Raw genomic sequence first — 20,376 nt, 5'->3', positions numbered from 1 at the left:
CTGCCGGCCCGCCCCTGTCCGGGGCGGGCGGCCCCGAGGCCGGCGGCGGGGACGGTGTCCCGCGCCGCCGACCTCCCTACCGCCTCGCGCGGTCAGGACAGCCAGGTGTCGAGGTGCTCGGCGACGAAGTCGTCGTCGCGCAGGTGCGGGTACGCCCGGTGCACCCGGTCCAGCTCGGCCATCTGCCCCGGCGACAGCTCCTCGGCCGGATCCAGGCACCAGCGGCCGGCCAGCAGGCCCTGCCGGCGCAGCACCTCGTGGATGCCGGGGATGCAGCCGTGGTAGCCGTTGGCGGAGTCGAAGATGGCCGCGTTGGCGTCGGTCAGGTGGCCGTCGAGGGTGAGCAGCCGGCGCAGCGCGGCGTCGTCGCCGGAGCGGGCCCGGCGCGCCTCGTCGAGCAGGCTCACCGCGGTGTTCGCCCAGACCGCCCACTGGCCGAGCAGCCCGCCGACGAACTCGACCTCGACGGCCCGGCCGTCCACGACGACCCGGTGCGGCGCCACGAGGTCGGCGAGGATGTGGTCGTCGTTGCCGGTGTAGAGGGCCAGGTCGCCGTTGCGTCCGGCCGCGACCACGCCGTGCAGCACGTCCAGCGTGCGGTAGCGGTCGAAGGGCGCCACCTTGATCCCGACCACCGACTCGAGGGCGGCCAGCCGGGCCCAGAAGCCCCGGGACAGCTCCCGCCCGCCGACGGCCGGTTGCAGGTAGAAGCCGATCACCGGCAGCACCTCGCCGACCGCGCGGGCCCGCTCGACCAGGGCGTCCTCGTCCAGTGGCGCGTACGGCGACAGGAGCACCATGTCGTAGCCGAGCGAGGCGGCCAGCTCCGCCTCGGCGACCGCCTGGGCGGTGTCCCCGCAGGCGCCGGCGACCAGGATGGCGTCCGAGCCGGCCGCGGTCTCGGCGGCCAGCTCCAGCACGGGGGCGAGTAGCCCGACCTTCGGGTCGTGGATGGCGAACTGGGTGGTGTGCACGCCGACGGCGATGCCCCCCGCGCCGGAGGCCAGGTAGTAGCGGGTCAGCGCCCGCTGCCGGCGCTCGTCGAGCTTGCGGTCGGCGTCCAGGGCCAGCGGGTGCGCGGGGATGACGCAGCCGCGCTGGAACCGGGCCAGGGCCGAGGTCTGTCGGGTGCTCGATGCGGTCAACACGGTCTCTCCTAGAACTTGCCGTCGCGGCGCTGGAATCCGGTCGGCTTGCCGAGCAGGGGCTGGCCGTCGGCGACCCAGTCCGCCGTCAGGTCGATCAGGTCGGCGACGGGCACGTCGGGGTAGCCGAAGAGCCGGTGGCAGAGCTGGGCGTTGGACAGCAGGGCGGTCGGCGCCTCGGTGCCGGTGAAGACCGGCTCACGGCCCAGTCGGGCGGCGAGCGCGGTGGCGACCTGACGGACCGAGACCAGCTCCGGCCCGGTCAGGTTCAACACGAACGGCGGTGTCCGCGTGTGGTGCAGGGCGCGCAGGGTGACCTCGTTGGCGTAGCCCTGCCAGACGATGTTGGCGTGCCCCATGGTGAGGTCCACGGGCTCGCCCGCGTGCAGGGTGCGGGCGATGTCGACGAGGACGCCGTAGCGCATCTCGACGGCGTAGTTGAGCCGGATCAGGGCCAGCGGGGTGTCGTCGCGCAGCGCGAAGTGGGTGAGGATGCGCTCGCGGCCCAGGCAGGACATGGCGTACTCGCCGACCGGCTGGACCGGGACCTCCTCGACGCAGCCGCCGGAGGTCACCGGGACCAGCGGGTAGACGTTGCCGGTGCTCAGCGCCACCAGGCGGGACCCGGCGAAGCGCTGCGCGACCCGCCCGGGCAGGAAGGTGTTGGTGGCCCAGGTGGCGTGCTCCCGGCCGGAGGTGCCGAACTTCGCCCCGACCAGGAAGACCACGTTGGCCGCGTCGGGCAGCGCGGCCAACGCGGCGTCGTCGGTGACGTCCGCCTCGACCACCACCGCGCCCTCGTCGCGCAACGCGTCGGCCAGCCCCGCCTCCGAGAAGCGGGACACCGCGATGACCTTGGCGCCGGTGCCCGCCGCCGCCACGCCCCGCAGCGCCAGCCGGACGAGGCTCGGCCCCAACTTGCCGCCCGCCCCGAGGATCAGGATGTCCCCGTCGAGCTTGCGCAGATCGTCCACCAGGACGTCCCGCGGGCGGGAGAGCCGCTCCTCCAGGTCCGCCACCGTACGCATGCCACCACACCCCTTCCGAAGTAACGGTCATGACCGTAACCTCCGGCCGGAGGGGCGTCAAGGCACCCGACGCGTGGATCGGGTCGGCGATTGTCAGGCCACGGCGCGCGCCGAGGTGAGAACGTCCAGGACCGCACGGGTCTGCGCCCACGGCACCGGGCTCGGGGCGCCCCGGACCATGCCGACGAACGCGTCGATGGTGGCCCGGTAGCCCAACTCGTCGGCCCCGCCGCGCAGCACCACCCGGCGCTCCCCCGCGGCGGTGTGCACGGTGACCTCGTACGCCTCGCCCTCGCTGACCCCGAGCACCTCCACCGTGCCGGGCACCCCGTCGTCCCACTGCACGGCCAGCAGCCCCGTGTCCTCCGAGCGCAGGCCCCGGTGCCGGCGCACGGTGCCGGCGGCCCCCACCAGCCGCACGGCCGGCCCGAGCAGCGCGACGAGCAGTTCCACCCCGTGCAGGCCCATCATGACCAGGGTGCCCCCGCCGACCGCCGGGTCGTCCTGCCACGGGTTGTAGCCGGTGGCCCAGATCCCGACGTCGTGCCGGACCGTGGCGCGCACCGACAGCACCTCGTCGCGCGGCACGTCGAACGCGACGAACTCCGGCGCGAAGCGCAGCACCGAGGAGGAGAGCACCAGCTCCGGGGCCCGCGCCACGACGCGTTCCAACCGGTCGAGCTGCTCGACGGTCGCGGCGGCCGGCTTGTTGACGAAGCACGGCAGCTTACGCTCCAGCACCTGCGCCAACGCCTCCGGCACGTCCGAGGTGGGGACGGTGAGGACCACGCCGTCCGGGTCGGTCGCCAGCAGCGCCGCCAGGTCCGGCGCGACCGCCGCGTCCGGCTGCTCGGCCCGGAACCGCGCCAGCCGCTGCGGGTCGGGCTCCCACACCACGAGCTCCGCGTCGTCGCGCAGGGTGCGGGCGTCGGTGTAGGGGTGACTGGTGGCCAGTCCGGCGAGGGCGATGCGCATGAGCGCAGAGGCTACTCATCCGGGTTGCCGCCGCGCCAGAGCAGGTCAGCCGCGCTCAGCCCGTGCGATCGAGGTGCTCCGGTCGCACCTCGTGGCGCAGCTGCCCCCCGCGTAGGAACCGGTCGATCTCGTCCACGACGATGTCGGCGGCCCGCCGCCGCGACCCGACCGTCCCGGCCGCCTCGTGCGGGGTCAGCAGCACGTTCGGCAGCCGCCGGAACGGATGGTCCACCGGCAGCGGCTCGGCGTCGAACACGTCCAGCGCGGCATCGATCCGCCCGGAGCGCAGCGCGGCCAGCAGCGCGGCCTCGTCGACCAGCGCCGAGCGGGCGGTGTTGACCAGCAGCGCGCCGTCGGGCATCAGGGCCAGCTCGCGCGCGCCGATCATCCCGACGGTCTCCGGCAGCACCGGCGCGTGCAGGGACACCACGAGGCTGCGGGCGAGCAGGTCGTCGAGCGCGACCCGCTCGACCCCGAGCGTCGCGGCCTCGCCGTCGGACAGGTACGGGTCGGCCACCAGCACCCGCGCCCCGAGCGCCCGCACCAGGCCGAGGTACGCCCGACCGGTGCGGGAAGCCCCGACGACCCCGACCGCCGCCCCGCGCAGCTCCCGCCGGGGCGGCGCCGCCTTCGCGGTCGCCCAGTCGACCCCGGTCCGCAGCGCGTGGTCGAAGCGGTGCAGCTGGTGCAGCAGGGCGAGGGTCAGCGCGAACGCCTGCTCCCCCACCGCGTACGCCATCGCCTCGCCGGCCTGGGTGACACGGACGCCCCGGGCGAAGCTGGCGGGGGTGACGAACGGTTTGACGCTGGCGCCGGTGTGCGCGAGCAGCCGCAGCCGGGGCGCGGCGGCGAGCACCGCCGCCGACAGCGGCGCGGTGCCCCAGCCGGTGACCACCACGTCGGCGTCGGTGAGCAGCCGGGCGAGCACGGTCTCGTCCCCGACGTCGGCACCGTCGGCCGGCATCCGCACCTCCCCCAGCCGAGCCAGCGCCGCCCAGGCGTCGGTGTCGAAGAACAGCTCGCGGACCTCCGGCGAGGCCGCCACCGCGATGACGCTCATCCCTTGATGCCCGTCGTGGCGACGCCCTCCTGGAAGTAGCGCTGTCCGATCAGGTACGCCATGAAGATCGGCACGAACGCCACGACCGACCCGGCGAGGAGCATGTTCAGCGCCACGTTCTCCTGCTGGAGCGAGGCGATGCCGGTGGTGAGGGTACGCATGTCGAGGCTCTGCCCGACGATGAGCGGCCACAGGAAGTCGTTCCAGTGCCACAGGAAGACGAAGACGCCGAGCGTGGCGAGGATCGGCTTGATCAGCGGCAGCACGATCGAGACGTACACCCGCCACTCGGAGCAGCCGTCGAGGCGGGCCGCCTCGAACAGCGAGTCGGGCAGCGAGGCGATGAACTGCCGCATCAGGAACACCGCCTGGGCGTTGGCCAGGGTCGGCACGATCATGCCCCAGTACGTGTCCACGCCGTTCAGCTCGGAGATGATGATGAACGTCGGGATCATCGTGACGTGGTACGGCACCATCAGCATCGCCAGGAACGACCAGAACATGGTCTCCTTGCCGGGGAACCGCTTCTTGGCGAAGGCGTAGCCGGCCATCGAGGCGAACAGCAGCACGCCGACGACCGACACCACCGAGTAGATGACGGTGTTCCACATCCAGCGCAGCACGCTCTTGGCGCCGATCACCTGGTCGTACGCCTCGGTGGAGAACGGCCACGGCAGCAGGCTGTCCGGGAAGGTGACCGGTCCGGTCGGCTTGAACGACAGCACGACCATCGCGTAGAAGGGGAAGAGCGTGACCGCCGCGCCGATCAGCAGCAGCGTGGTGCGGCCGACCACCCAGCCCTTGCCGGGCCGGCCGGGCCGGTACGGCCGGGCGCGCGTGGGCGACGCCGGCGGGGTGGGGACGGCGGTGGCTGCGGGCGTGATCGTGTCCGTCATTCTTCCCTCCCGAGGGTCAGCCGCTGGATCAGCGCCACGATGATCGTCAGCACGAACAGCGCGACCCCGACGGCGCTGGCGTAGCCCAGGTCGAAGTACTTGAAGCCCTGGTCGTAGAGCAGGTAGACCAGGCTGTAGCTGGACCGCACGGGGCCGCCGCCGGTCATCACGTAGATCAGGTCGAAGACCTGGAACGAGACGGTGGTCTCGATGATGGCGACGAAGAAGAGAGCGGGCCGCAGCTGGGGCAGCGTCACGTACCGGAAGCGCTGCCACGCCGACGCGCCGTCGGTCAGCGCGGCCTCCTCCAGCTCCGCCGGGATGTCCTGCATCCGGGCGAGCAGGATCAGCATGCCGTAGCCGAAGCGGGACCAGACCGAGACCAGCACCAGCGCGGGGACCACCAGCACGCTGTCGGCGAGCCAGGAGCCGGCCGGCAGGCCGATCACGCCCATGGCCCGCGACCACGGCCCGTCCTCGGCGAAGACCCAGGCGAAGACCACGCCGGCGAGGACCAGGCTGGTCACCACCGGCAGGAAGAAGATGGACCGGAAGAGCTTCGCGCCGCGGAAGGCGCGGCGGGTCAGCAGCGCCATGCCGAGGGAGGCCAGCATCGACAGCGGTACGGACAGCGCGGTGAACAGGACCGTGACGCGCAGCGCCGTCCAGAACGTGGGATCGTCGACGAGCCGGCGGAAGTTCTCCAGCCCGGTGAAGCTGGTCTCGCCGCCGATGGTGTAGTCGGTGAAGCCGAGGACCACCCCGGCGATCGCCGGCCCGAACCGGAAGACGACGAAGAGCAGCAGAAACGGCAGGACGAACAGCAGCGCCGTGCCGGCCTCGCGGGCGGAGGGGCGGCGCACGCGTATGCGCGGGCGGCGGGTCCCCGGTAGTGCAACCATCTGACAACCTTTCTCGGCGGCTCGCGGTGGGCCGGGTGCGCCCACCGCGAGCCGCGCCGGCACTATCCGAGCAGCGGAGTGGCGGCCTTCGCCGCGTCCTCGAGCGCCTGGTCCACAGACTTCTTGCCGAGCAGGGCGGCCTGGATCTCCGGGGAGAGGACGCCCTGGACGTCGCGGGCCTTCTCGTGCAGCGGGCCGACCGTGCTCGTGGCCACGTGCTTCTCCTGCTCCCCGAGGACGGGGTCGCTGGCATACAGCGGACCGCTGGACTTCCTGGGGGAGAAGAGGCTGGCACCGATGTCGTACTTCTTGGTGTTCTCGGCGTTGGTGGCGAAGGCCAGCCACTTGCCGGCCGCCTCCTTGTCCTTGGAGGTCTTCAGCATCGACAGCGAGCCGACGGTCCCGTAGCCGATCTGCTTGGTCTCGGTGAGGTGGGGGATGACCTGGATGTTCTCCTTGCCCCAGAACTTCTCGATCTCGGCGACCGGCGTGTACCAGCTGCAGGCGACCTTGTTCTGCGCGATGCGGGTCTGCTCGATCGGCGGAACGGCGGTGATCATGGACTTGTCGACGTAGCCGCCGTCGACGAGCTGCTTGAGGAAGTTCAGCGCCTTCTTCCCGGCGTCGCTGTTGAAGGCGACCGACTTGCCGTCCGGGCTGAACACGTCGCCCCCGGCCTGCCAGAGCAGCGGGTAGAAGGTCTGGTTCAGGGTCTGCTTGGCGTCGCCGGCGTACGAGATGATGTCGTAGCCCTTGGCCTTGAACTTCGGAGCCAGGGTGAGCAGGTCGTTCCAGCTCGTCGGGTAGTTCGTCTCGCCGACGGCCGCGAAGACCTTCTTGTTGCAGATCGGGGTGGAGGCGCTGGTGAGGATCGGGGCGCCCATCATCTTGCCGTCGATGGTCACCGACTGCACCACGTTCGCGTGCAGGTCGCTCTTGGTCGCCTCGTCGAGGTACTTGTCGACGGGCTCGATGTTGCGGGCGTACTTGGGCAGCTGGTCGGGGATCAGGTAGACGACGTCCGGCCCCTTGTTGCCCGCGATCGCGGTGGCGAGCGCCTGGTCGCGGTTGGCCCAGGGGAAGATCTCAACCTTGACGTTGATGTCGGGGTTGGTCGCCTGGAACGCCTTGATGGTCTCGTCCCAGTGCGCGCGGTGCTTCGCCTCGTCGAAGATCGCCGGATATGTCCACATTGTCACGGTCGCCTTGCCGGAGTCACCGGAGCCGGAACCGCCACAGCCCGTAGCCGCGAGCGCGGCGACGGTCGCCACCGCCACGGCCGACAGGCTCTTCCGAACACGCATCTCGCATCCTTCCGGGGGAGTCAGGTTCGCAGTACATTAACTTACGGTCCGGGCCGATACTAGAGCCCGTATGCACCGAGGTCACATCGTTACTGTTCGTGTGAATACCTGGACAGATCGATCCAGAACCGTAATAGCGAAGGACTCCGATGACCGTCACCCTCGCCGTCGTCGGCGCCGGCAACCGCGGCAGCACGTACGCCGGATACGCACTGCGCCACCCCGAGCGGGCCCGCGTCGTCGCGGTCGCCGACCCGCGGCCCGCCCACCGCACCGCGCTCGCCGACGCCCACGGCGTCGCGGCGTCCGCGTCGTTCGAATCATGGCAGGACCTCGCCGCGCAACCCCGACTGGCCGACGCCGTCGTCCTCGCCACCCCGGACCGGGAGCACGCCGAACCGGCCGTCCGCCTCGCCGACCTCGGCTACCACATCCTGCTGGAGAAGCCGATCGCACCCGGCGAGGCCGAGTGCCAGGCCGTCGCCGCGGCGGCCGAGCGAACCGGCGTGCTGCTCGCCGTCTGCCACGTGCTGCGCTACACCCGCTACACCGACGCGGTGAAGCGGTACGTCGACAGCGGCGCGCTGGGCCGGATCGTCGGCGTGGAGCACCTGGAGCCGGTCGGCTGGTGGCACTTCGCGCACTCCTACGTCCGCGGCAACTGGCGCCGCGCCGAGGACTCCTCCAGCAGCCTGCTCGCCAAGTGCTGCCACGACCTGGACTGGCTGCGCTACATCGTCGACGACACCCCGACGCGGGTCAGCAGCGTCGGCGCACTGCACCACTTCCACCCCGGCAACCGGCCGCGCGGCGCCGCCGACCGCTGCCTCGACTGCCGGGTCGAGTCGACCTGCCCCTACTCGGCCGCCCGCTTCTACCGCGCCTGTCTCGCCGACCCCGACCGGCACCAGTGGCCGCTGGCGGTGGTGACCCGCGACCTGACCGAGGCGGGAGTGGACGCCGCGCTCCACGACGGACCGTACGGCCGGTGCGTCTACGGCGGCGGGAACGACGTCGCCGACCACCAGAGCGTGACCGTTTCGTTCGCCGGCGGCGCGACCGCCACCCTCACCATGAGCGCCTTCACCCCCGGCGGGCACCGGCGCACCCGGATCATGGGCACCCACGGCTACCTGGAGGGCGACGGCGAACAGGTCGCCGTCACCGACTTCGTCACCGGCGAGACCGTCACCACCGACACCCGGGGCGGCGGGGCGGACGCCGGCTCCGGCCACGGCGGCGGCGACATGGCGCTGATGGCGGCCTTCGTCGAGGCGGTGGCCACCGGCGACCGGTCCCGGATGCGCTCGGGGCCGCAGGAGTCCCTGGACAGCCACCGGATGGCGTTCGCCGCCGAACGCAGCCGGCTCGCCGGCGGCGCCCCGGTGACACTCGCGCCCGCCGGCTGACCCGGGGGCGCCACACGCCCCCCACGCCTCCCCTACGCCCTGTGCACGCCACGCTCCGGCGGCAGCGCCATCATGCGCGCTGTCGCCGGGCTCGGCGGGATGCCCAGTTCCTGCCGCAGCACCCGTTGGCAGGTGGCGTACGCCCGCCGTGCCTCGCTGACGTTGCCCTCGGCCAGATGAATCCGGATCACCGACCGGTGGGCGCTCTCCCGCAGGGCGTCATGGCGGAGCACGGCGAACGCCACCTCCAGCGCCAGACCGAAGTGCCCATCGGCCGCCAGGTGGTCAGCGAATGCCTCCTGGACGTGCAGGCACAGCTGCCGCATCCGCTCACGCTCGTCGACGAGCCACTCGTCGTCCCAGTCGGGGAGGAGTTCCGCGTCGTTGTCCGGCAGGCAGGTCATCGCCTCGGGCCCCGGCCGGTCCCCCTGGGTCAGCCGTCGGGCCACGCGCACCAGGTCACGGGCGTCCACGGTCAGGGCGGGGCCGAGGTCCAGGGACGGCCCGACGCCCGCCACGAGTCCCGGAACGGCCCGGTTGGCGCGCCACATGGCGGTCCGCAGGCTCGCCAGCGCCCGGTCCTCCTCGGTGTCGGGCCAGAGCTGGCCTGCCAGCCGGCTGCGGCCCGCCCGCCCGCGCAGGGCGAGCAACGCCACCAGCCGTTGCACCCCGAGGGGCAGCGCGACATCCTCGCCCCCGACGACCAGGCGGAAGCAGCCGAACAGGGTGACCGAGGCCGGTGACGGCGGAACAGCCCCGGCGCTCCGCCGTGCGCCCGGCCCGCCGACGGCGCGATCGACCAGGCTGCGCGACATGCGCCAACTCCTCAACTCGGGTAATTTCCGGGCAAACCGTAGACAACGCACTTTATATCCGAAAAGTGCCCTTTCGGTCGGCGGTTACCCGGAACCTCGACCGGGCCGCACGGCGGCGCCACCGCCACGGGCGGCACCCAGCCTCCACCCGCCGGTGTGACGCGGTCGTGACGAGCGGTTGATGACCGGGGCTCATGCTGGCACCCATGACCAGCTTTCCGGGGAGTCCGCGCACCCTGCACGGTGCCGTCGTCGCGGTCGACCTGGGCGCGCCGGCAACCCGGCCCATCGTCTTCCAGTACAACCCTGACCAGGTCACGCGGACGGTCCGCCCGCGCGGCGGCCCCGACTCGCCCTCCGCCGGCCCGGCCGACCCGCACCGTCTCTCCGGGGCCCCGGTGGAAACCATCTCGCTGACCCTGGAGGTCGACGCGGCGGACCAGCTCGCCAACGGCGACGAGGTCGCCGCGGCGATGGGCGTCATGCCGCACCTCGCCGCACTGGAACTGCTGCTCTATCCCCCCAGCAGCCGGATGATCGAGAACGCGGCGCTGCTGCTCACCGGCGCGATCGAGATTCTGCCGGCGCAGGGCCCGCTGACGCTGCTGGTCTGGGGCCCGGGCCGGGCCCTCCCGGTGCGGATCGAGGGCATCAGCATCGTCGAGCAGGCGTTCGACCCCGAACTGTTCCCCACGAGAGCCTCCGTCGACCTGTCCGCCCGGGTGCTCTCGTACCACGACCTGCCGGTGACGGACCCCGGCTACGCGCTGTTCCTCGTGCACCAGGTGGCGAAGGAGCTCATGGCGGGCGTGGGCCGCACGGGCGCCGCGGCGGCGTCGAGTGGTCTGCCGGGGGCCTGACGTGCTGGGCGGAACGGGTCGGTACGACGACGTGGAGACGACCGTGACCACGGTGCTGGACGATGCCCTCGGTCGGCGCGCGGTGGCGTGCCTGCGCACCCGGCTCCTGCCGGGCCTGCCGCCCGCCCGCGCCGTCGCGGTGCACCAGGTGGTCTCCGGCGACCGGCTCGACCTGCTCAGCCACCGTCACCTCGGTGATCCGCTGGCCTTCTGGCAGATCGCCGACGCCAACGCCGCGCTCGATCCCGACGAGCTGGTCGCCCCGGGCGCCGAAGGCCGCCTCCTGGTCATCCCCATGCCGGGAATGTGACATGCCGGCATCAACTCTGCTGCGGGTCTTCGCCGGGCCGGTCCTACCCGTACCGCTGCCGCCAGAACTCACCTCCCGACTGCGTTCGGTCGTGGTCAGCGAACGCGAGAACGACCGCTCCGGCTTCACGCTCACCTTCGACGCCGGACGGTCCGGCCCGGGCGCCGCCCTGGACACGCCCGTACTGCAACGGGCGCCGATCACGCCGTTCGCCCGGGTGAGCGTGGTCGTGACGTTCGGGGCCGTGTCGCGGGTGCTGGTCGACGGGATCGTCACCTCCGTCGACTTCACCCCCGGCGCGGAGACGGCCACCACCACCCTCACCGTCATCGGCGAGGACGTCTCCTACCTGCTCGACCGGGAAGAGGTCGACACCGACCACCCGGGGCTCGACCACTACCAGCAGGTGCACGCGATCCTCGCCCGCTACGCCGTCGACGGCATCGCCGCCGACGTGGTACCACCACGCACCGCCGACCCGCCGCTGCCCGTCGAGCGGGTGCCGACCCAGCACGGCACCGATCTCGCGCACCTGACGGCGCTGGCCCGCCAGCACGGCTACGTCGCGCACGTCCGCCCCGGACCGGTGCCGGGCACGAGCACCTTCTACTGGGGCCCGGTACGTCCCGGAGCACCGCAGCGCGCCCTGACCGCCGGGTCCGGCTCCGAGGCGAACGTACGGTCCCTGCGGTTCCGGACCGACGCGCTGTCGGTCGTGGCAGTGGACGGCGACCTCCAGGAACCCCGCAGCGGAACGCGACTGCCACTGGCCGCCGCTGTCAGCACCCGCCCGCCCCTGGCCGCCCGCCCCTTGTGGGCCGCGCACCAGGGCTCGATCCGGCGGCGACGGATCCGGCTCAGCGGCGTCAGCCCGGTCGCCGGCCTGAGCCGCGCCCAAGCGGAGGTGGACCGCGGCGTCGACGCGGTCACCGCCGAGGGCGAGCTGGACGGGGCGCGCTACGGCGACGTGCTGCGCCCGCGAGCCGTGGTGGGGGTACGCGGCGCGGGCTGGTCCCACGACGGCCTGTGGTACGTCCGCCGGGTCGACCACGAGCTGGGGCCAGGCTTCTACACACAACGGTTCACGCTGGCCCGCGACGGCTACGGGTCGCTGGCTCCGGCGGTGCGCCCGTGACCGCCGGGGCACCGGGCCGGGTCGAGTGGGCGGGGCGGCGATGACCCCTTTCTACGGCAAGTACCGCGGACGGGTCACCGCGAACCAGGACCCGCTGGGCCGCGGGCGTGTCCAGGTCAGCGTGCCGGCGGTGCTGGGCGAGACCCGCCACAGCTGGGCGGAGCCTTGCGTCCCGTACGCCGGCCAAGGCGTCGGCCTGTTCGCGGTGCCGCCGGTCGGGGCGCACGTCTGGGTCGAGTTCGAGGCCGGCGACCCGGAACTGCCGATCCTCGCCGGGTGCTTCTGGGCGGCGGGGGAAGCGCCGGTCGCCCCCGCCAGTCCCCTCGTCAAGACCTGGAAGACCGAGGGGGCCTCGATCACGCTGAGCGACGTGCCGAGGCTCGGCGGCCTGACGATCGAGGTCGGCCGGCCGGTGACCACCACGACCATGAGGATCTCCTGCACGGCGGCGGGCATCGAGCTGTCGATCGGCGCCGCCAGCGTGAAGTTGACCCCGGCCTCGGTCTCGGTGAACAACGGCGCCCTGGAGGTGAAATGACCTTCCGATTCCTCGTCCAGCAGGGAGCCACCGTCCGCTGCGCGCACGGCGGCGAGGCACGCCCGACGGCCCCGAACCCCAGGATCACCGTCTCCGGCCGGGTCACCTACGCCCTGACCGGAACCTGGACGGTCGCTGGTTGTCCCCTGCCCGCCAGCGCCGGCGGCCCGTGCGTCACCGCCGTCTGGACGACGGGCAGCGCCCGGGTACTCAGCCTCGGCCGGCCACTGGTCGTGCAGGGAGGCACCGCGACCTGCGTCCCCACCGGCGCGCCGCTGCTGGTCCTGGCCGCGCAGAACCGGGTCCGGGTGGTCTGAGTGCACCTGGGTTTCCCCCTGCGCCTCGACCGGCACGGCCGGCTCAGCGCCGTCGACGACGACGAGTACCTGCGGGGCCTGGTCGAGACGGTGCTGTTCACCCGGTACGGGGAACGGGTGAACCGGCCGGACTTCGGCGCCGGCGTCGACCGGCTGGTCTTCGCCCCCGGCGGCGACGAACTGACGCGTACCACGCACGCTCTGGTGCAGGCCGCGCTGCAACGGTGGCTCGGCGACCTCATCCGGGTCGAACAAGTCACGGTCGAGACCGTCGACGCCGTCCTGACGGTGCTGATCGTCTACACCCCGCTGCGCCACGGGACCGCCGTCGGCGAGCCCCGGATCGTCCGCGTCACCCGCTCGGAGGCGGGATGACCACCACGCACGAGCCGTCGGCGGCGACGGACCCGCCCGGCGCCCGCGCCGGCCGCGACGCCCGGCGGGCCCTGGTGGAGAGCCGGGAGGCGCCCGCCCTCGACGGCATCGACTTCGTCGAGGTGCTGGCGAACCGGGCGGACGCGCGCGACCACGTTCCCGACGCCCCCCGGCGCCGGACCCTCGCGGTGCACCTGCTCCGGGGGCCGGTCGCCGAAGGGCTGGGCACCGGGCCGGGCGACCCCCACGTGATGATCACGGGCGGGGTGCGTGCCGACCCCGTGCGGGTCGAGTGGGCCTACCCCGCCACCGCGGTCGTCGGCGCCTCGGAACAGGACGACCCGCCCCCCGGCGTCACGCGGGGCGACCGGGCGCTGGTGGCCGCCGCGATACCGGAGGCGTCCCGGCCCAGGGTCCTCGTCGTACGCACGTCGACCGGCGGTGACGACTCGGCGTACGTACTGCGGCTGCTCGGCCCTGCCACCGCGGAGTTCGACGAACCGCTCACGCGGGTGTCCTTCCGGTTCGCCGTCGACGGCCCGGCCACGGTCGACTGCCGCCCATCCGCCGCCACCGACCCGCCACCACCCGCCGGATCTCCCCTGCCGGACTACCTCGCCCGGGACTACCAGGCGTTGCGGACCAGGCTGCTGGACCGGATGGCGGTGCTGCTGCCCGCCTGGGCCGACCGTTCCCCGGCCGACATCGGGGTCACCCTGCTGGAGCTGTTCGCCTACCTCGGAGACCGGCTGGCCTACCGGCAGGACGCCATCGCCGGCGAGGCGTACCTCGGCACCGCGCGGCGACGCACCTCGGTGCGCCGGCACGCGCGACTCATCGACTACCGCGTGCACGAGGGATGCGCCGCCCGCACCTGGCTCGCCTTCGCCACCGGCACGACCGTCCTGCTGCCGGCCGGCACCGCCGTCACGGACGCCAGCGCGGCTGCCGGCAGCGAGGTCGACCCGGCCGCCGAGCAGTCGCCCGACGGCGAACCGGTCGTCTTCGAGACCTGCGCGCCGATCCGCCTCACGCCGGCCCGCAACCGTCTGGACCTGCACGCCTGGGGGGACCCCGGACACCACCTGCCGGCCGGAGCCACCTCGGCCTTCGTCCGCGTGCCACCCGGCGTCGAACCGGGGCTGCGCGCCGGCGACGTGGTCGTCCTGGCCGAGTCCGACCCGGCCGCCGGCCTGACCGCCGACCCGCTGGCCGGCCTGACCGCGGCCGACCCCACCCGACGGTACGCGGTGCGCCTGAACGCGGACCCGGTACCGCACACCGATCGCCTCTCGGCCTGCCCGAGCGTCCTGGAACTGCGCTGGCACACCGACGACGCGCTGCCCGGGCCGCTGCGGGTGTCCCGGCCCGGCTCGGCCGGGACGGAGGTGACGGCGGTGGCCCTGGCCAACGTCGTACTCGCCGACCACGGACTGACCACACACGCCGACCTCGATCCGCCACGAGTGCCGCCACACGGCGACTACCGGCCGCAGCTACCGCATACCGGCCTCGCTTGGGCCGACCCGACCGGCCCCGTCCCCGTCGACGGCAGCGGCGGGACCGCCGGCTGGGAGAGCGCCACGGCCGCGCTGCGACCCGATCCGACCCGCGCCGTGGCCCAGGTGACCCTGCACGACGGCGTACGGGCGTGGTCGCCGCGCACCGACCTGCTCAACAGCGGCCCGGCCGCCCCGGTGTTCGTGGTGGAACCGGAACCGGAGGGGTGGACCGGGCTGCGCTTCGGCGGCCGTCCCGGCGGGCTGCGCCCCCATCCTGGCACCGCCTTCGCCGCCCGGTACCGCCTCGGTGGTGGCACTCGCGGCAACGTCGGAGTCGACGTCCTGCGCAGACTCCGCCAGGCACCCGGTGCCGGGTCGGGGCCGCCGATGGCCGTCACCAATCCCCTGCCGGCCGCCGGCGGCACCGACCCGCAACCCCTGGCGGAGGTCCGGGAGCTGGCGCCGTACGCCATCGGCCAGCAGCTCCGCGCCGTGACGTCCGCCGACCACGCGGCCTGCGCGGTCGAGGACCGCGCGGTGCGGCGGGCGGTGGCCCGTCGGCGATGGGTCGGCTCGTGGTACGTCGAACAGGTCACCGTGCAGCCCGTCCCGGCCGCGGCGGCGGACCGCGCGGTCCTCGCCCGGGTGGCCCGCAGGCTGGAGACGAGACGGATGGCCGGCGTGGACGTTGCGCTCGCCCCGGTGGTGACGGTGCCGCTGGACATCCGTCTGGTGTGCTGCCTGGCGCCCGGACAGCCCTGGTCGGCGACCGAACGGCAGGTGCGGGAGATGTTGACCGCCCGGCTGCTTCCCGACGGCGGTCGCGGGCCGCTGCACCCGGAGAACCTGTCGGTGACGCGGACCCTGTTCCTGAGCGACCTGGTCGCCGCGGCCATGTCCGTCCCCGCGGTCACCTCGGTGCGGGTCGAGCGGTTCGGCCGGCGCGGTGCCGGCGACGCCGAGATGCTCGCGGCGATCTCCCGGGGCCGCCTCGACGCCGACGGCGGGGAGGTGCTGCGCTGCGGCAGCACCCCGGACGCGCCGGACGGGGGCTGCCTCGACGTGGTGCTGCGGGGTGGCTCATGACCGGAACACGCGGGGCCGGGGCCGCCTGCCCGCCAGGCTCCGGAGGGCCCGACCCGGTCGAACTCCGCCAGCCCTCGTCCAGCCACGCCGCAGCCCTGGCGCGAATGCGCGCCAAGCTGGCGGACGAGTCGCAGCCCGCACCGGTACGCGCGCTGGCCCGCCGCCCCGCCGAGGACCCGCTGATCGCGTTGCTGGACAGCTGGGCGGTGGTCTCGGACACTGTCGCCTTCTACACCGCCCGCATCGCACGGGAGGGCTTCCTGCGGGCCGCGACCGAACCCCAGTCGGTGCGGGAACTGGCCCGGGCCTTCGGGCACGAACTGGCGCCCGGCGTCTCTGCGCAGGTCGAGCTGGCCTTCGAGGTGGAGGACGCGCCGGGCGCGCCGCCCGTCGTCACGGTGCCGCCGGGCACCCCGGTGCAGACCGTGCCCCGCCAGGGCGAGCAGCCGCAGGTCTTCGAGACCGACGCCACGATCGACGCCCGGGCCGGGTGGAACGAGATACCCGCGGTGGCGACCGAACAGCAGCAGCCGTCCTTCGGGGCGACCGAGCTGTGGATCCCCGGCACCGCTGCGGGCGCACGCCCGGGCGACCCGGTGCTGCTCCTCGCCGAGCCACCGGTCACGGACAGCGGGCGGCCGGCGGCGGACGCCGGCCCGCCACAGCACGAGGTCCGGGTGGTGACCGCCGTCGCCATCGACCCCGACGGTCACCCGGGCTGGACCCGGCTGGGGCTGCTCCCGCGCGAGGAGCCGCCCGACGACGACGCCGACCCGGCCCCCGCCGGGGACGCCACGGTGCACGTCCTCACCGAGAACAGCCCGCTCTTCGGCTGGAACGCGCCGGACGCGGGTCTGCTCGGCGGTGTGCCGGCGGAGGCCGGCAACGGCCGGCGGGACGGCTTCGAGGTGTTCGCTGACGAACCTGACGTGCTCGAACTCGACGGCGATCACCCCCGGCTGCTGCCCAGCTCCCTGCTGCTGCTGGAGCAGCCCGGGCTCCGCGCGGTGTACCGCGCGGTCTCCGTGGTCCCCTCCGCCGCCACCCGGTACGGCATCAGCGGTCGGATCACCCGGGTGCGGATCGCCACCGGTCACCGACCGCCGCCGTCGTTCGACCGGCGCAGGACCCTGGTGCACTACCTTCCGGTGGAGCTGCCCGCCCGGTGGCGGCCCCGGACGGCTCCGGTCGCCGGCCGGGTGGTGGACCTCATGCCCACCGACCCACCGCTGCCCGCCGGCCGCCTCGTCCAGCTACGGGGCTTCGACACGGCCACCGGCACCGAACGGGTCGAGGCCGCCACGATCCTCGGCTGCGAGGTCCGGCCCGACGGCCGGCACATACGCGTCGTGCTCGACCGCGAACTCGTTGGCACGTACGCCCCGGACAGCGTGCGCGTCCGGGGCAATGTGGTCACCGCCGACCACGGCGAGACCGTCACCCAGGTGCTCGGCAGCGGGGACGGGCAGAGCCCGTTCGCCCAGGTGGCCACCCGGCGGGGCCCGCTCACCCACGTACGGGCCCCCACGGCGCACGGCACCGTCAGCACGTTCACCCTCGAGGTGAACGGTGTGACGTGGACGCAGGTGCCGTCGCTGGCGGCGGCCGGGCCGCAGGACCGGGTCTACCTGGTGCGGGAGAACGCCGACGGCACGGCCGTCGTGGTCTTCGGCGACGGGGTCAAGGGGGCGCGACCGCCGACCGGGGTCGAGAACCTCGTCGCGACGTACCGGGTGGGGATGGGAGCCGACGGCGCGGTGGACGCCGGGCAGGTCAGCCTGCTGCTGCGGCGCCCGCCCGGCATCCGCGAGGTGACCAACCCGGCCCCGTCCCATGACTGGGGGCCACCGGAGTCGCTCGCCGAGACCCGGCGCAGTCTCCCGGTGCGGACCCGTGTGCTCGACCGGGCCGTGTCCGTGGCCGACCACGCCGACCTGGCGCGCGGCTTCGCCGGGGTCGGCGTTGCCCGTGCCGACCTGGTGACGGACGGTCACCGGGACCGGATCGTCCTCTCGCTGGTCGGCGTCGGGGCGTCCCCCGTCGGCGACGGCCTGCTGGCCGACCTCGCCGCCGCGCTGGCCGGGCTCCGCCCGCCGGAACCGCCGCTGGTCCTGCTCCGCGCGGACGTGGTGCGGTTCGGGGTGCGCGTCGAGGTGCAGCCCGACCCCGGCCACCGGTGGCCCGTGGTCCGCGACGAGGTGGCCGCGGTGCTGCGACGGCGGTTCGGCGCCGCGCAGACCGACTTCGACGCCCCGGTCACGGCGTCGGCGGTGCTGGTGGTGGTCCGCGCCGTCGCCGGCGTCGTCGCGTGCACGATGCCGCGGCTGGTGCCGGTCGGCCCGGCGGACCCGACCGGCACCGCTGACGACGTGCTGGTGCCGCTGCCGGCCCACTGGGACGGCCGAAGGATCCGGCCGGCGCAGCTGCCGCACCTGGCCCCAGAGGAGGTACGGATCGAGGCGATGTCGCGTTGAACGTACCCATCGGAGCCCTGGCGGGCGAGGCCAACCGGACGACCGAGCGGTTGCTGGCCCTGCTCCCCGAACACCTGCGCGGCCTGGACGAGCAGGGGGGAGGCGTCCTGCGGGCGCTGCTGTCCGCAGTCGCCGTCGACCTGGACGTGCTGGAAGGGGACCTGGCGGACCTCTACGACGACTGGTTCGCGGAGACCTGCACCGACCGGACGTTGCCCCACCTCGCCGACCTGGTGGGCCTGGCGGAGCCGCTGCCGGCCGGTCCCGGCGTCGACGGCAACCGCAGGGCCCTGGTCGCCAACGCCGTCGCCCGGCACCGACGCAAGGGCACCCTCACGGTGCTGGAGCAGGTCGCCCGGGACGCCACCGGCTGGCCGGCCGTCGCCGTCGAGTACTTCCGGCTGCTCACCACGACCGCCCACCTCGTCGACGCCCGGCCGGAACGTCCCGCGGTCGCCTCGCTGCGCGACGCGGCCCGGTTGGACCTCGTCGGCGCCCGGCACGATCTGCGGCGCGACCGGACACCACCCGCCCCGGAACTGATCGATCCGACCGGCGGGGCGCTCGACCCGCTGCCCCGTACCCCGCAGGTGCGCAACACCGCCGACGGTCGGGGCCGGCACGGCCTCGCCCGCGTCGGGGTGTTCCTCTTTCCGCTGCGCACCTACGGCGTCGGTCCCGCCGAGCCGGCGGGCGGCGGCTCCGGCGACCCCGACCGGAGCACCCACCCGTCGCTCTGGTCGCAGGCCCGGCTCGTCGGGGACGAATACCGGATCGACCCGCTCGGCCGCCGGACCCCGTTGTTCGCCGCGGCGCCGGCCGGCGACGGGACGGACCACCTCACGCGGGAGGAACACCTGCCGGTGCCGCTGCGGCCCCGCCGGCTGCTGGCCATGCTGGCCGCGGCCCGCGGCGGGACCGGCGCCCGGGAGACCCTGCCGATCGGGGTGCGGGTCGGGCGCACGGGTGATCCGCTGCCGCCCGAGCGGCTACGGGTCGCCGGGCTGGAGGAACTGGCCCCGGTGGCCGGGACGCAGGTGAGTGTGGACGCCGTCGAGGGCCGGCTGCGGGTCTACCGGGACGGCCAGGCGACGGCGCCGGACGAGGTCTTCGTCCGCTACCACTACGGAAGCCTGGCCGACATCGGGGCGGGCACCTACGAACGCTCCGACGTGCACGCGCGGGTGCTCGCCGCCGATCCGTACCGGGGTCGCCGGGAGGTCGCCGGCCAGGTCACCGTACGCTCGGACGCCGCCGCCTCCGTGCTGGCCGTCCCCTCCGTCACCGACGCGCTGGCCCGCGCGGAGCAGGCGTGGAGCACCGACGCCGGTCAGGCGGTGGGCGCGACGTACGTGGTGTCGGTCGGGGACAACGCCTCCTACCTCGGCGACCTGGACGTTCGGATCCCGGCGGCCACCCGGCTGATCCTGGTCGCGGCGGCGTGGCCGGACAGCGGACGGTCGGAGGGCGTGCCGCACCCGACGCCGGGCGTCTACGTGCCCGACGGCCTGCGCCCGCACCTACGCGGCGGTCTGCGGGTGACCGGCGGTGCCGGCAGCAGCCTGGTGCTGGACGGCTTCCTGGTCGAGGGTGACGTCACCGTCGCACCCGGCGCGCTCACCGCGCTGACCGTCTCCCAGTGCACCCTCACCGGGCGCCTCACGGTGGCCGACGACCCGGCCGGTGGCCACCGCGACCTGCGGGTGAGCCTGGTCCGCAGCGTCGTCGGGTCGGTCCGGCTGGCGCCCGTCGTGCCGCTGCTGGCGGTCAGCGAGTGCGTCACGGACGCGGCTGACACCGGGGAGGGTGTGGCACTCGCCGCGGAGGGTGCGCATCTGTCGGCCGAGGGGAGCACCATCCGCGGCACGGTGTCGGTACGGTCGGTCGACGCCGGCAACTGCCTGTTCGACGGGCGCCTCACGGCCGAGCACCGGCAGGTCGGCTGCCTGCGCTACTGCTACGCCGGCCCGGGCTCCCGAGGGCCGCAGCGGTTCCGCTGCCACCCGCCGGATGACACCGGCACTGCCGGCGGGCCGGTGTACGCCGCGCTGGACCCGGGTTCGCCCATGTACCTGGCGCTGGCCCGCGACTGCCCGGCCGCCCTCGCCGAAGGTGGTGAGGACGGATCCGAGATGGGTGTGCACCACCACCTGGGCCGGCCGCTGCGGCGCGCGGCGGCCCGGCGGCACCTCGCGCCGCACGCACCGGCCGGACTGGACCTCGGAGTCTTCGGGAGCTGAACCAC

18 protein-coding genes are annotated in these 20,376 nt (G+C 74.0%); 10 read left to right on the top strand and 8 right to left on the bottom strand.

Annotation, left to right across the window (positions count from 1 at the left end; genetic code table 11):
* Positions 1-92: 92 nt before the first annotated feature.
* The 7 genes from ACZ6Q9_RS21570 to ACZ6Q9_RS21540 form a co-directional block, all read right to left on the bottom strand.
* Complete coding sequence (locus ACZ6Q9_RS21570) at positions 93-1,148, bottom strand: dihydrodipicolinate synthase family protein (protein WP_393458466.1); 1,056 nt, start codon at positions 1,146-1,148, stop codon at positions 93-95.
* A gap of 8 nt (positions 1,149-1,156) precedes the next feature.
* Entirely contained in the window at positions 1,157-2,173 is a 1,017-nt protein-coding gene (locus ACZ6Q9_RS21565) for an NAD-dependent epimerase/dehydratase family protein (RefSeq protein WP_396830023.1), read from the bottom strand.
* Positions 2,174-2,266: 93 nt separating this feature from the next.
* Positions 2,267-3,148, bottom strand: coding sequence for a Gfo/Idh/MocA family protein (locus ACZ6Q9_RS21560; protein WP_393267139.1), 882 nt, complete (start codon positions 3,146-3,148; stop codon positions 2,267-2,269).
* Positions 3,149-3,203: 55 nt separating this feature from the next.
* Complete coding sequence (locus tag ACZ6Q9_RS21555) at positions 3,204-4,208, bottom strand: hydroxyacid dehydrogenase (RefSeq protein WP_393267136.1); 1,005 nt, start codon at positions 4,206-4,208, stop codon at positions 3,204-3,206.
* The gene (locus ACZ6Q9_RS21550; protein ID WP_393267134.1) at positions 4,205-5,104 is read right to left on the bottom strand and encodes a carbohydrate ABC transporter permease; all 900 of its coding nucleotides are present in this window, start codon (positions 5,102-5,104) and stop codon (positions 4,205-4,207) included. Before ACZ6Q9_RS21550 ends, ACZ6Q9_RS21555 begins: the two co-directional genes overlap by 4 nt.
* Positions 5,101-6,006, bottom strand: a complete 906-nt coding sequence (locus ACZ6Q9_RS21545; RefSeq protein WP_396830022.1) for a carbohydrate ABC transporter permease — start codon at positions 6,004-6,006, stop codon at positions 5,101-5,103. Before ACZ6Q9_RS21545 ends, ACZ6Q9_RS21550 begins: the two co-directional genes overlap by 4 nt.
* Positions 6,007-6,068: 62 nt before the next feature.
* Positions 6,069-7,310: an ABC transporter substrate-binding protein gene (locus ACZ6Q9_RS21540; RefSeq protein WP_393458472.1), complete on the bottom strand. Its 1,242-nt coding sequence runs from the start codon at positions 7,308-7,310 to the stop codon at positions 6,069-6,071.
* Positions 7,311-7,459: 149 nt separating this feature from the next.
* On the opposite strand from ACZ6Q9_RS21540, the gene ACZ6Q9_RS21535 reads away from it, so the two are divergent.
* Complete coding sequence (locus ACZ6Q9_RS21535) at positions 7,460-8,719, top strand: Gfo/Idh/MocA family protein (protein WP_396830021.1); 1,260 nt, start codon at positions 7,460-7,462, stop codon at positions 8,717-8,719.
* A gap of 32 nt (positions 8,720-8,751) precedes the next feature.
* Here the strand turns inward: ACZ6Q9_RS21535 and ACZ6Q9_RS21530 are convergent, their stop codons facing one another.
* Positions 8,752-9,534: an AfsR/SARP family transcriptional regulator gene (locus ACZ6Q9_RS21530; RefSeq protein ID WP_396830020.1), complete on the bottom strand. Its 783-nt coding sequence runs from the start codon at positions 9,532-9,534 to the stop codon at positions 8,752-8,754.
* 206 nt (positions 9,535-9,740) lie between these two features.
* Here ACZ6Q9_RS21530 and ACZ6Q9_RS21525 point away from each other — a divergent pair, with 206 nt between their 5' ends.
* The 9 genes from ACZ6Q9_RS21525 (at position 9,741) to ACZ6Q9_RS21485 (ending at position 20,371) form a co-directional block, all read left to right on the top strand.
* Positions 9,741-10,394: a hypothetical protein gene (locus ACZ6Q9_RS21525; RefSeq protein ID WP_357460538.1), complete on the top strand. Its 654-nt coding sequence runs from the start codon at positions 9,741-9,743 to the stop codon at positions 10,392-10,394.
* Between the two features lie 43 nt (positions 10,395-10,437).
* Positions 10,438-10,704, top strand: coding sequence for a LysM peptidoglycan-binding domain-containing protein (locus ACZ6Q9_RS21520; protein ID WP_357460541.1), 267 nt, complete (start codon positions 10,438-10,440; stop codon positions 10,702-10,704).
* A 1-nt stretch (position 10,705) separates the two neighbouring features.
* Entirely contained in the window at positions 10,706-11,839 is a 1,134-nt protein-coding gene (locus tag ACZ6Q9_RS21515; RefSeq protein WP_393458485.1) for a hypothetical protein, read from the top strand.
* A gap of 40 nt (positions 11,840-11,879) precedes the next feature.
* Positions 11,880-12,377: a phage baseplate assembly protein V gene (locus ACZ6Q9_RS21510; protein WP_393458488.1), complete on the top strand. Its 498-nt coding sequence runs from the start codon at positions 11,880-11,882 to the stop codon at positions 12,375-12,377.
* Complete coding sequence (locus ACZ6Q9_RS21505) at positions 12,374-12,694, top strand: hypothetical protein (RefSeq protein ID WP_357460549.1); 321 nt, start codon at positions 12,374-12,376, stop codon at positions 12,692-12,694. The genes ACZ6Q9_RS21510 and ACZ6Q9_RS21505 overlap by 4 nt, the downstream gene beginning before the upstream one ends.
* Positions 12,695-13,069 (top strand): GPW/gp25 family protein, encoded by a 375-nt coding sequence (locus tag ACZ6Q9_RS21500; protein ID WP_393458491.1) that lies wholly within the window; start codon positions 12,695-12,697, stop codon positions 13,067-13,069.
* The gene (locus ACZ6Q9_RS21495) at positions 13,066-15,657 is read left to right on the top strand and encodes a hypothetical protein (RefSeq protein ID WP_396830017.1); all 2,592 of its coding nucleotides are present in this window, start codon (positions 13,066-13,068) and stop codon (positions 15,655-15,657) included. Before ACZ6Q9_RS21500 ends, ACZ6Q9_RS21495 begins: the two co-directional genes overlap by 4 nt.
* A 104-nt stretch (positions 15,658-15,761) precedes the next feature.
* On the top strand, positions 15,762-18,131 hold the full coding sequence (locus ACZ6Q9_RS21490) for a hypothetical protein (RefSeq protein ID WP_396830016.1): 2,370 nt from the start codon (positions 15,762-15,764) through the stop codon (positions 18,129-18,131).
* Complete coding sequence (locus tag ACZ6Q9_RS21485; RefSeq protein WP_396830014.1) at positions 18,128-20,371, top strand: phage tail protein; 2,244 nt, start codon at positions 18,128-18,130, stop codon at positions 20,369-20,371. The genes ACZ6Q9_RS21490 and ACZ6Q9_RS21485 overlap by 4 nt, the downstream gene beginning before the upstream one ends.
* The last annotated feature ends 5 nt before the right edge of the window (positions 20,372-20,376 follow it).

The organism is Micromonospora sp. NPDC049139, from assembly GCF_055586845.1.
This window is presented reverse-complemented; position numbering and strand designations above follow the sequence as displayed.

Excerpts from the sequence above, each read along its gene's own strand:
- ACZ6Q9_RS21565 (WP_396830023.1), bottom strand. The coding sequence starts at position 2,173 with ATGCGTACGGTGGCGGACCTGGAGGAGCGGCTCTCCCGCCCGCGGGAC.
- ACZ6Q9_RS21560 (WP_393267139.1), bottom strand. The coding sequence starts at position 3,148 with ATGCGCATCGCCCTCGCCGGACTGGCCACCAGTCACCCCTACACCGAC.
- ACZ6Q9_RS21555 (WP_393267136.1), bottom strand. The coding sequence starts at position 4,208 with ATGAGCGTCATCGCGGTGGCGGCCTCGCCGGAGGTCCGCGAGCTGTTC.
- ACZ6Q9_RS21550 (WP_393267134.1), bottom strand. The coding sequence starts at position 5,104 with ATGACGGACACGATCACGCCCGCAGCCACCGCCGTCCCCACCCCGCCG.
- ACZ6Q9_RS21545 (WP_396830022.1), bottom strand. The coding sequence starts at position 6,006 with ATGGTTGCACTACCGGGGACCCGCCGCCCGCGCATACGCGTGCGCCGC.
- ACZ6Q9_RS21540 (WP_393458472.1), bottom strand. The coding sequence starts at position 7,310 with ATGCGTGTTCGGAAGAGCCTGTCGGCCGTGGCGGTGGCGACCGTCGCC.
- ACZ6Q9_RS21535 (WP_396830021.1), top strand. The coding sequence starts at position 7,460 with ATGACCGTCACCCTCGCCGTCGTCGGCGCCGGCAACCGCGGCAGCACG.
- ACZ6Q9_RS21530 (WP_396830020.1), bottom strand. The coding sequence starts at position 9,534 with ATGTCGCGCAGCCTGGTCGATCGCGCCGTCGGCGGGCCGGGCGCACGG.
- ACZ6Q9_RS21525 (WP_357460538.1), top strand. The coding sequence starts at position 9,741 with ATGACCAGCTTTCCGGGGAGTCCGCGCACCCTGCACGGTGCCGTCGTC.
- ACZ6Q9_RS21515 (WP_393458485.1), top strand. The coding sequence starts at position 10,706 with ATGCCGGCATCAACTCTGCTGCGGGTCTTCGCCGGGCCGGTCCTACCC.
- ACZ6Q9_RS21510 (WP_393458488.1), top strand. The coding sequence starts at position 11,880 with ATGACCCCTTTCTACGGCAAGTACCGCGGACGGGTCACCGCGAACCAG.
- ACZ6Q9_RS21505 (WP_357460549.1), top strand. The coding sequence starts at position 12,374 with ATGACCTTCCGATTCCTCGTCCAGCAGGGAGCCACCGTCCGCTGCGCG.
- ACZ6Q9_RS21495 (WP_396830017.1), top strand. The coding sequence starts at position 13,066 with ATGACCACCACGCACGAGCCGTCGGCGGCGACGGACCCGCCCGGCGCC.
- ACZ6Q9_RS21490 (WP_396830016.1), top strand. The coding sequence starts at position 15,762 with ATGCGCGCCAAGCTGGCGGACGAGTCGCAGCCCGCACCGGTACGCGCG.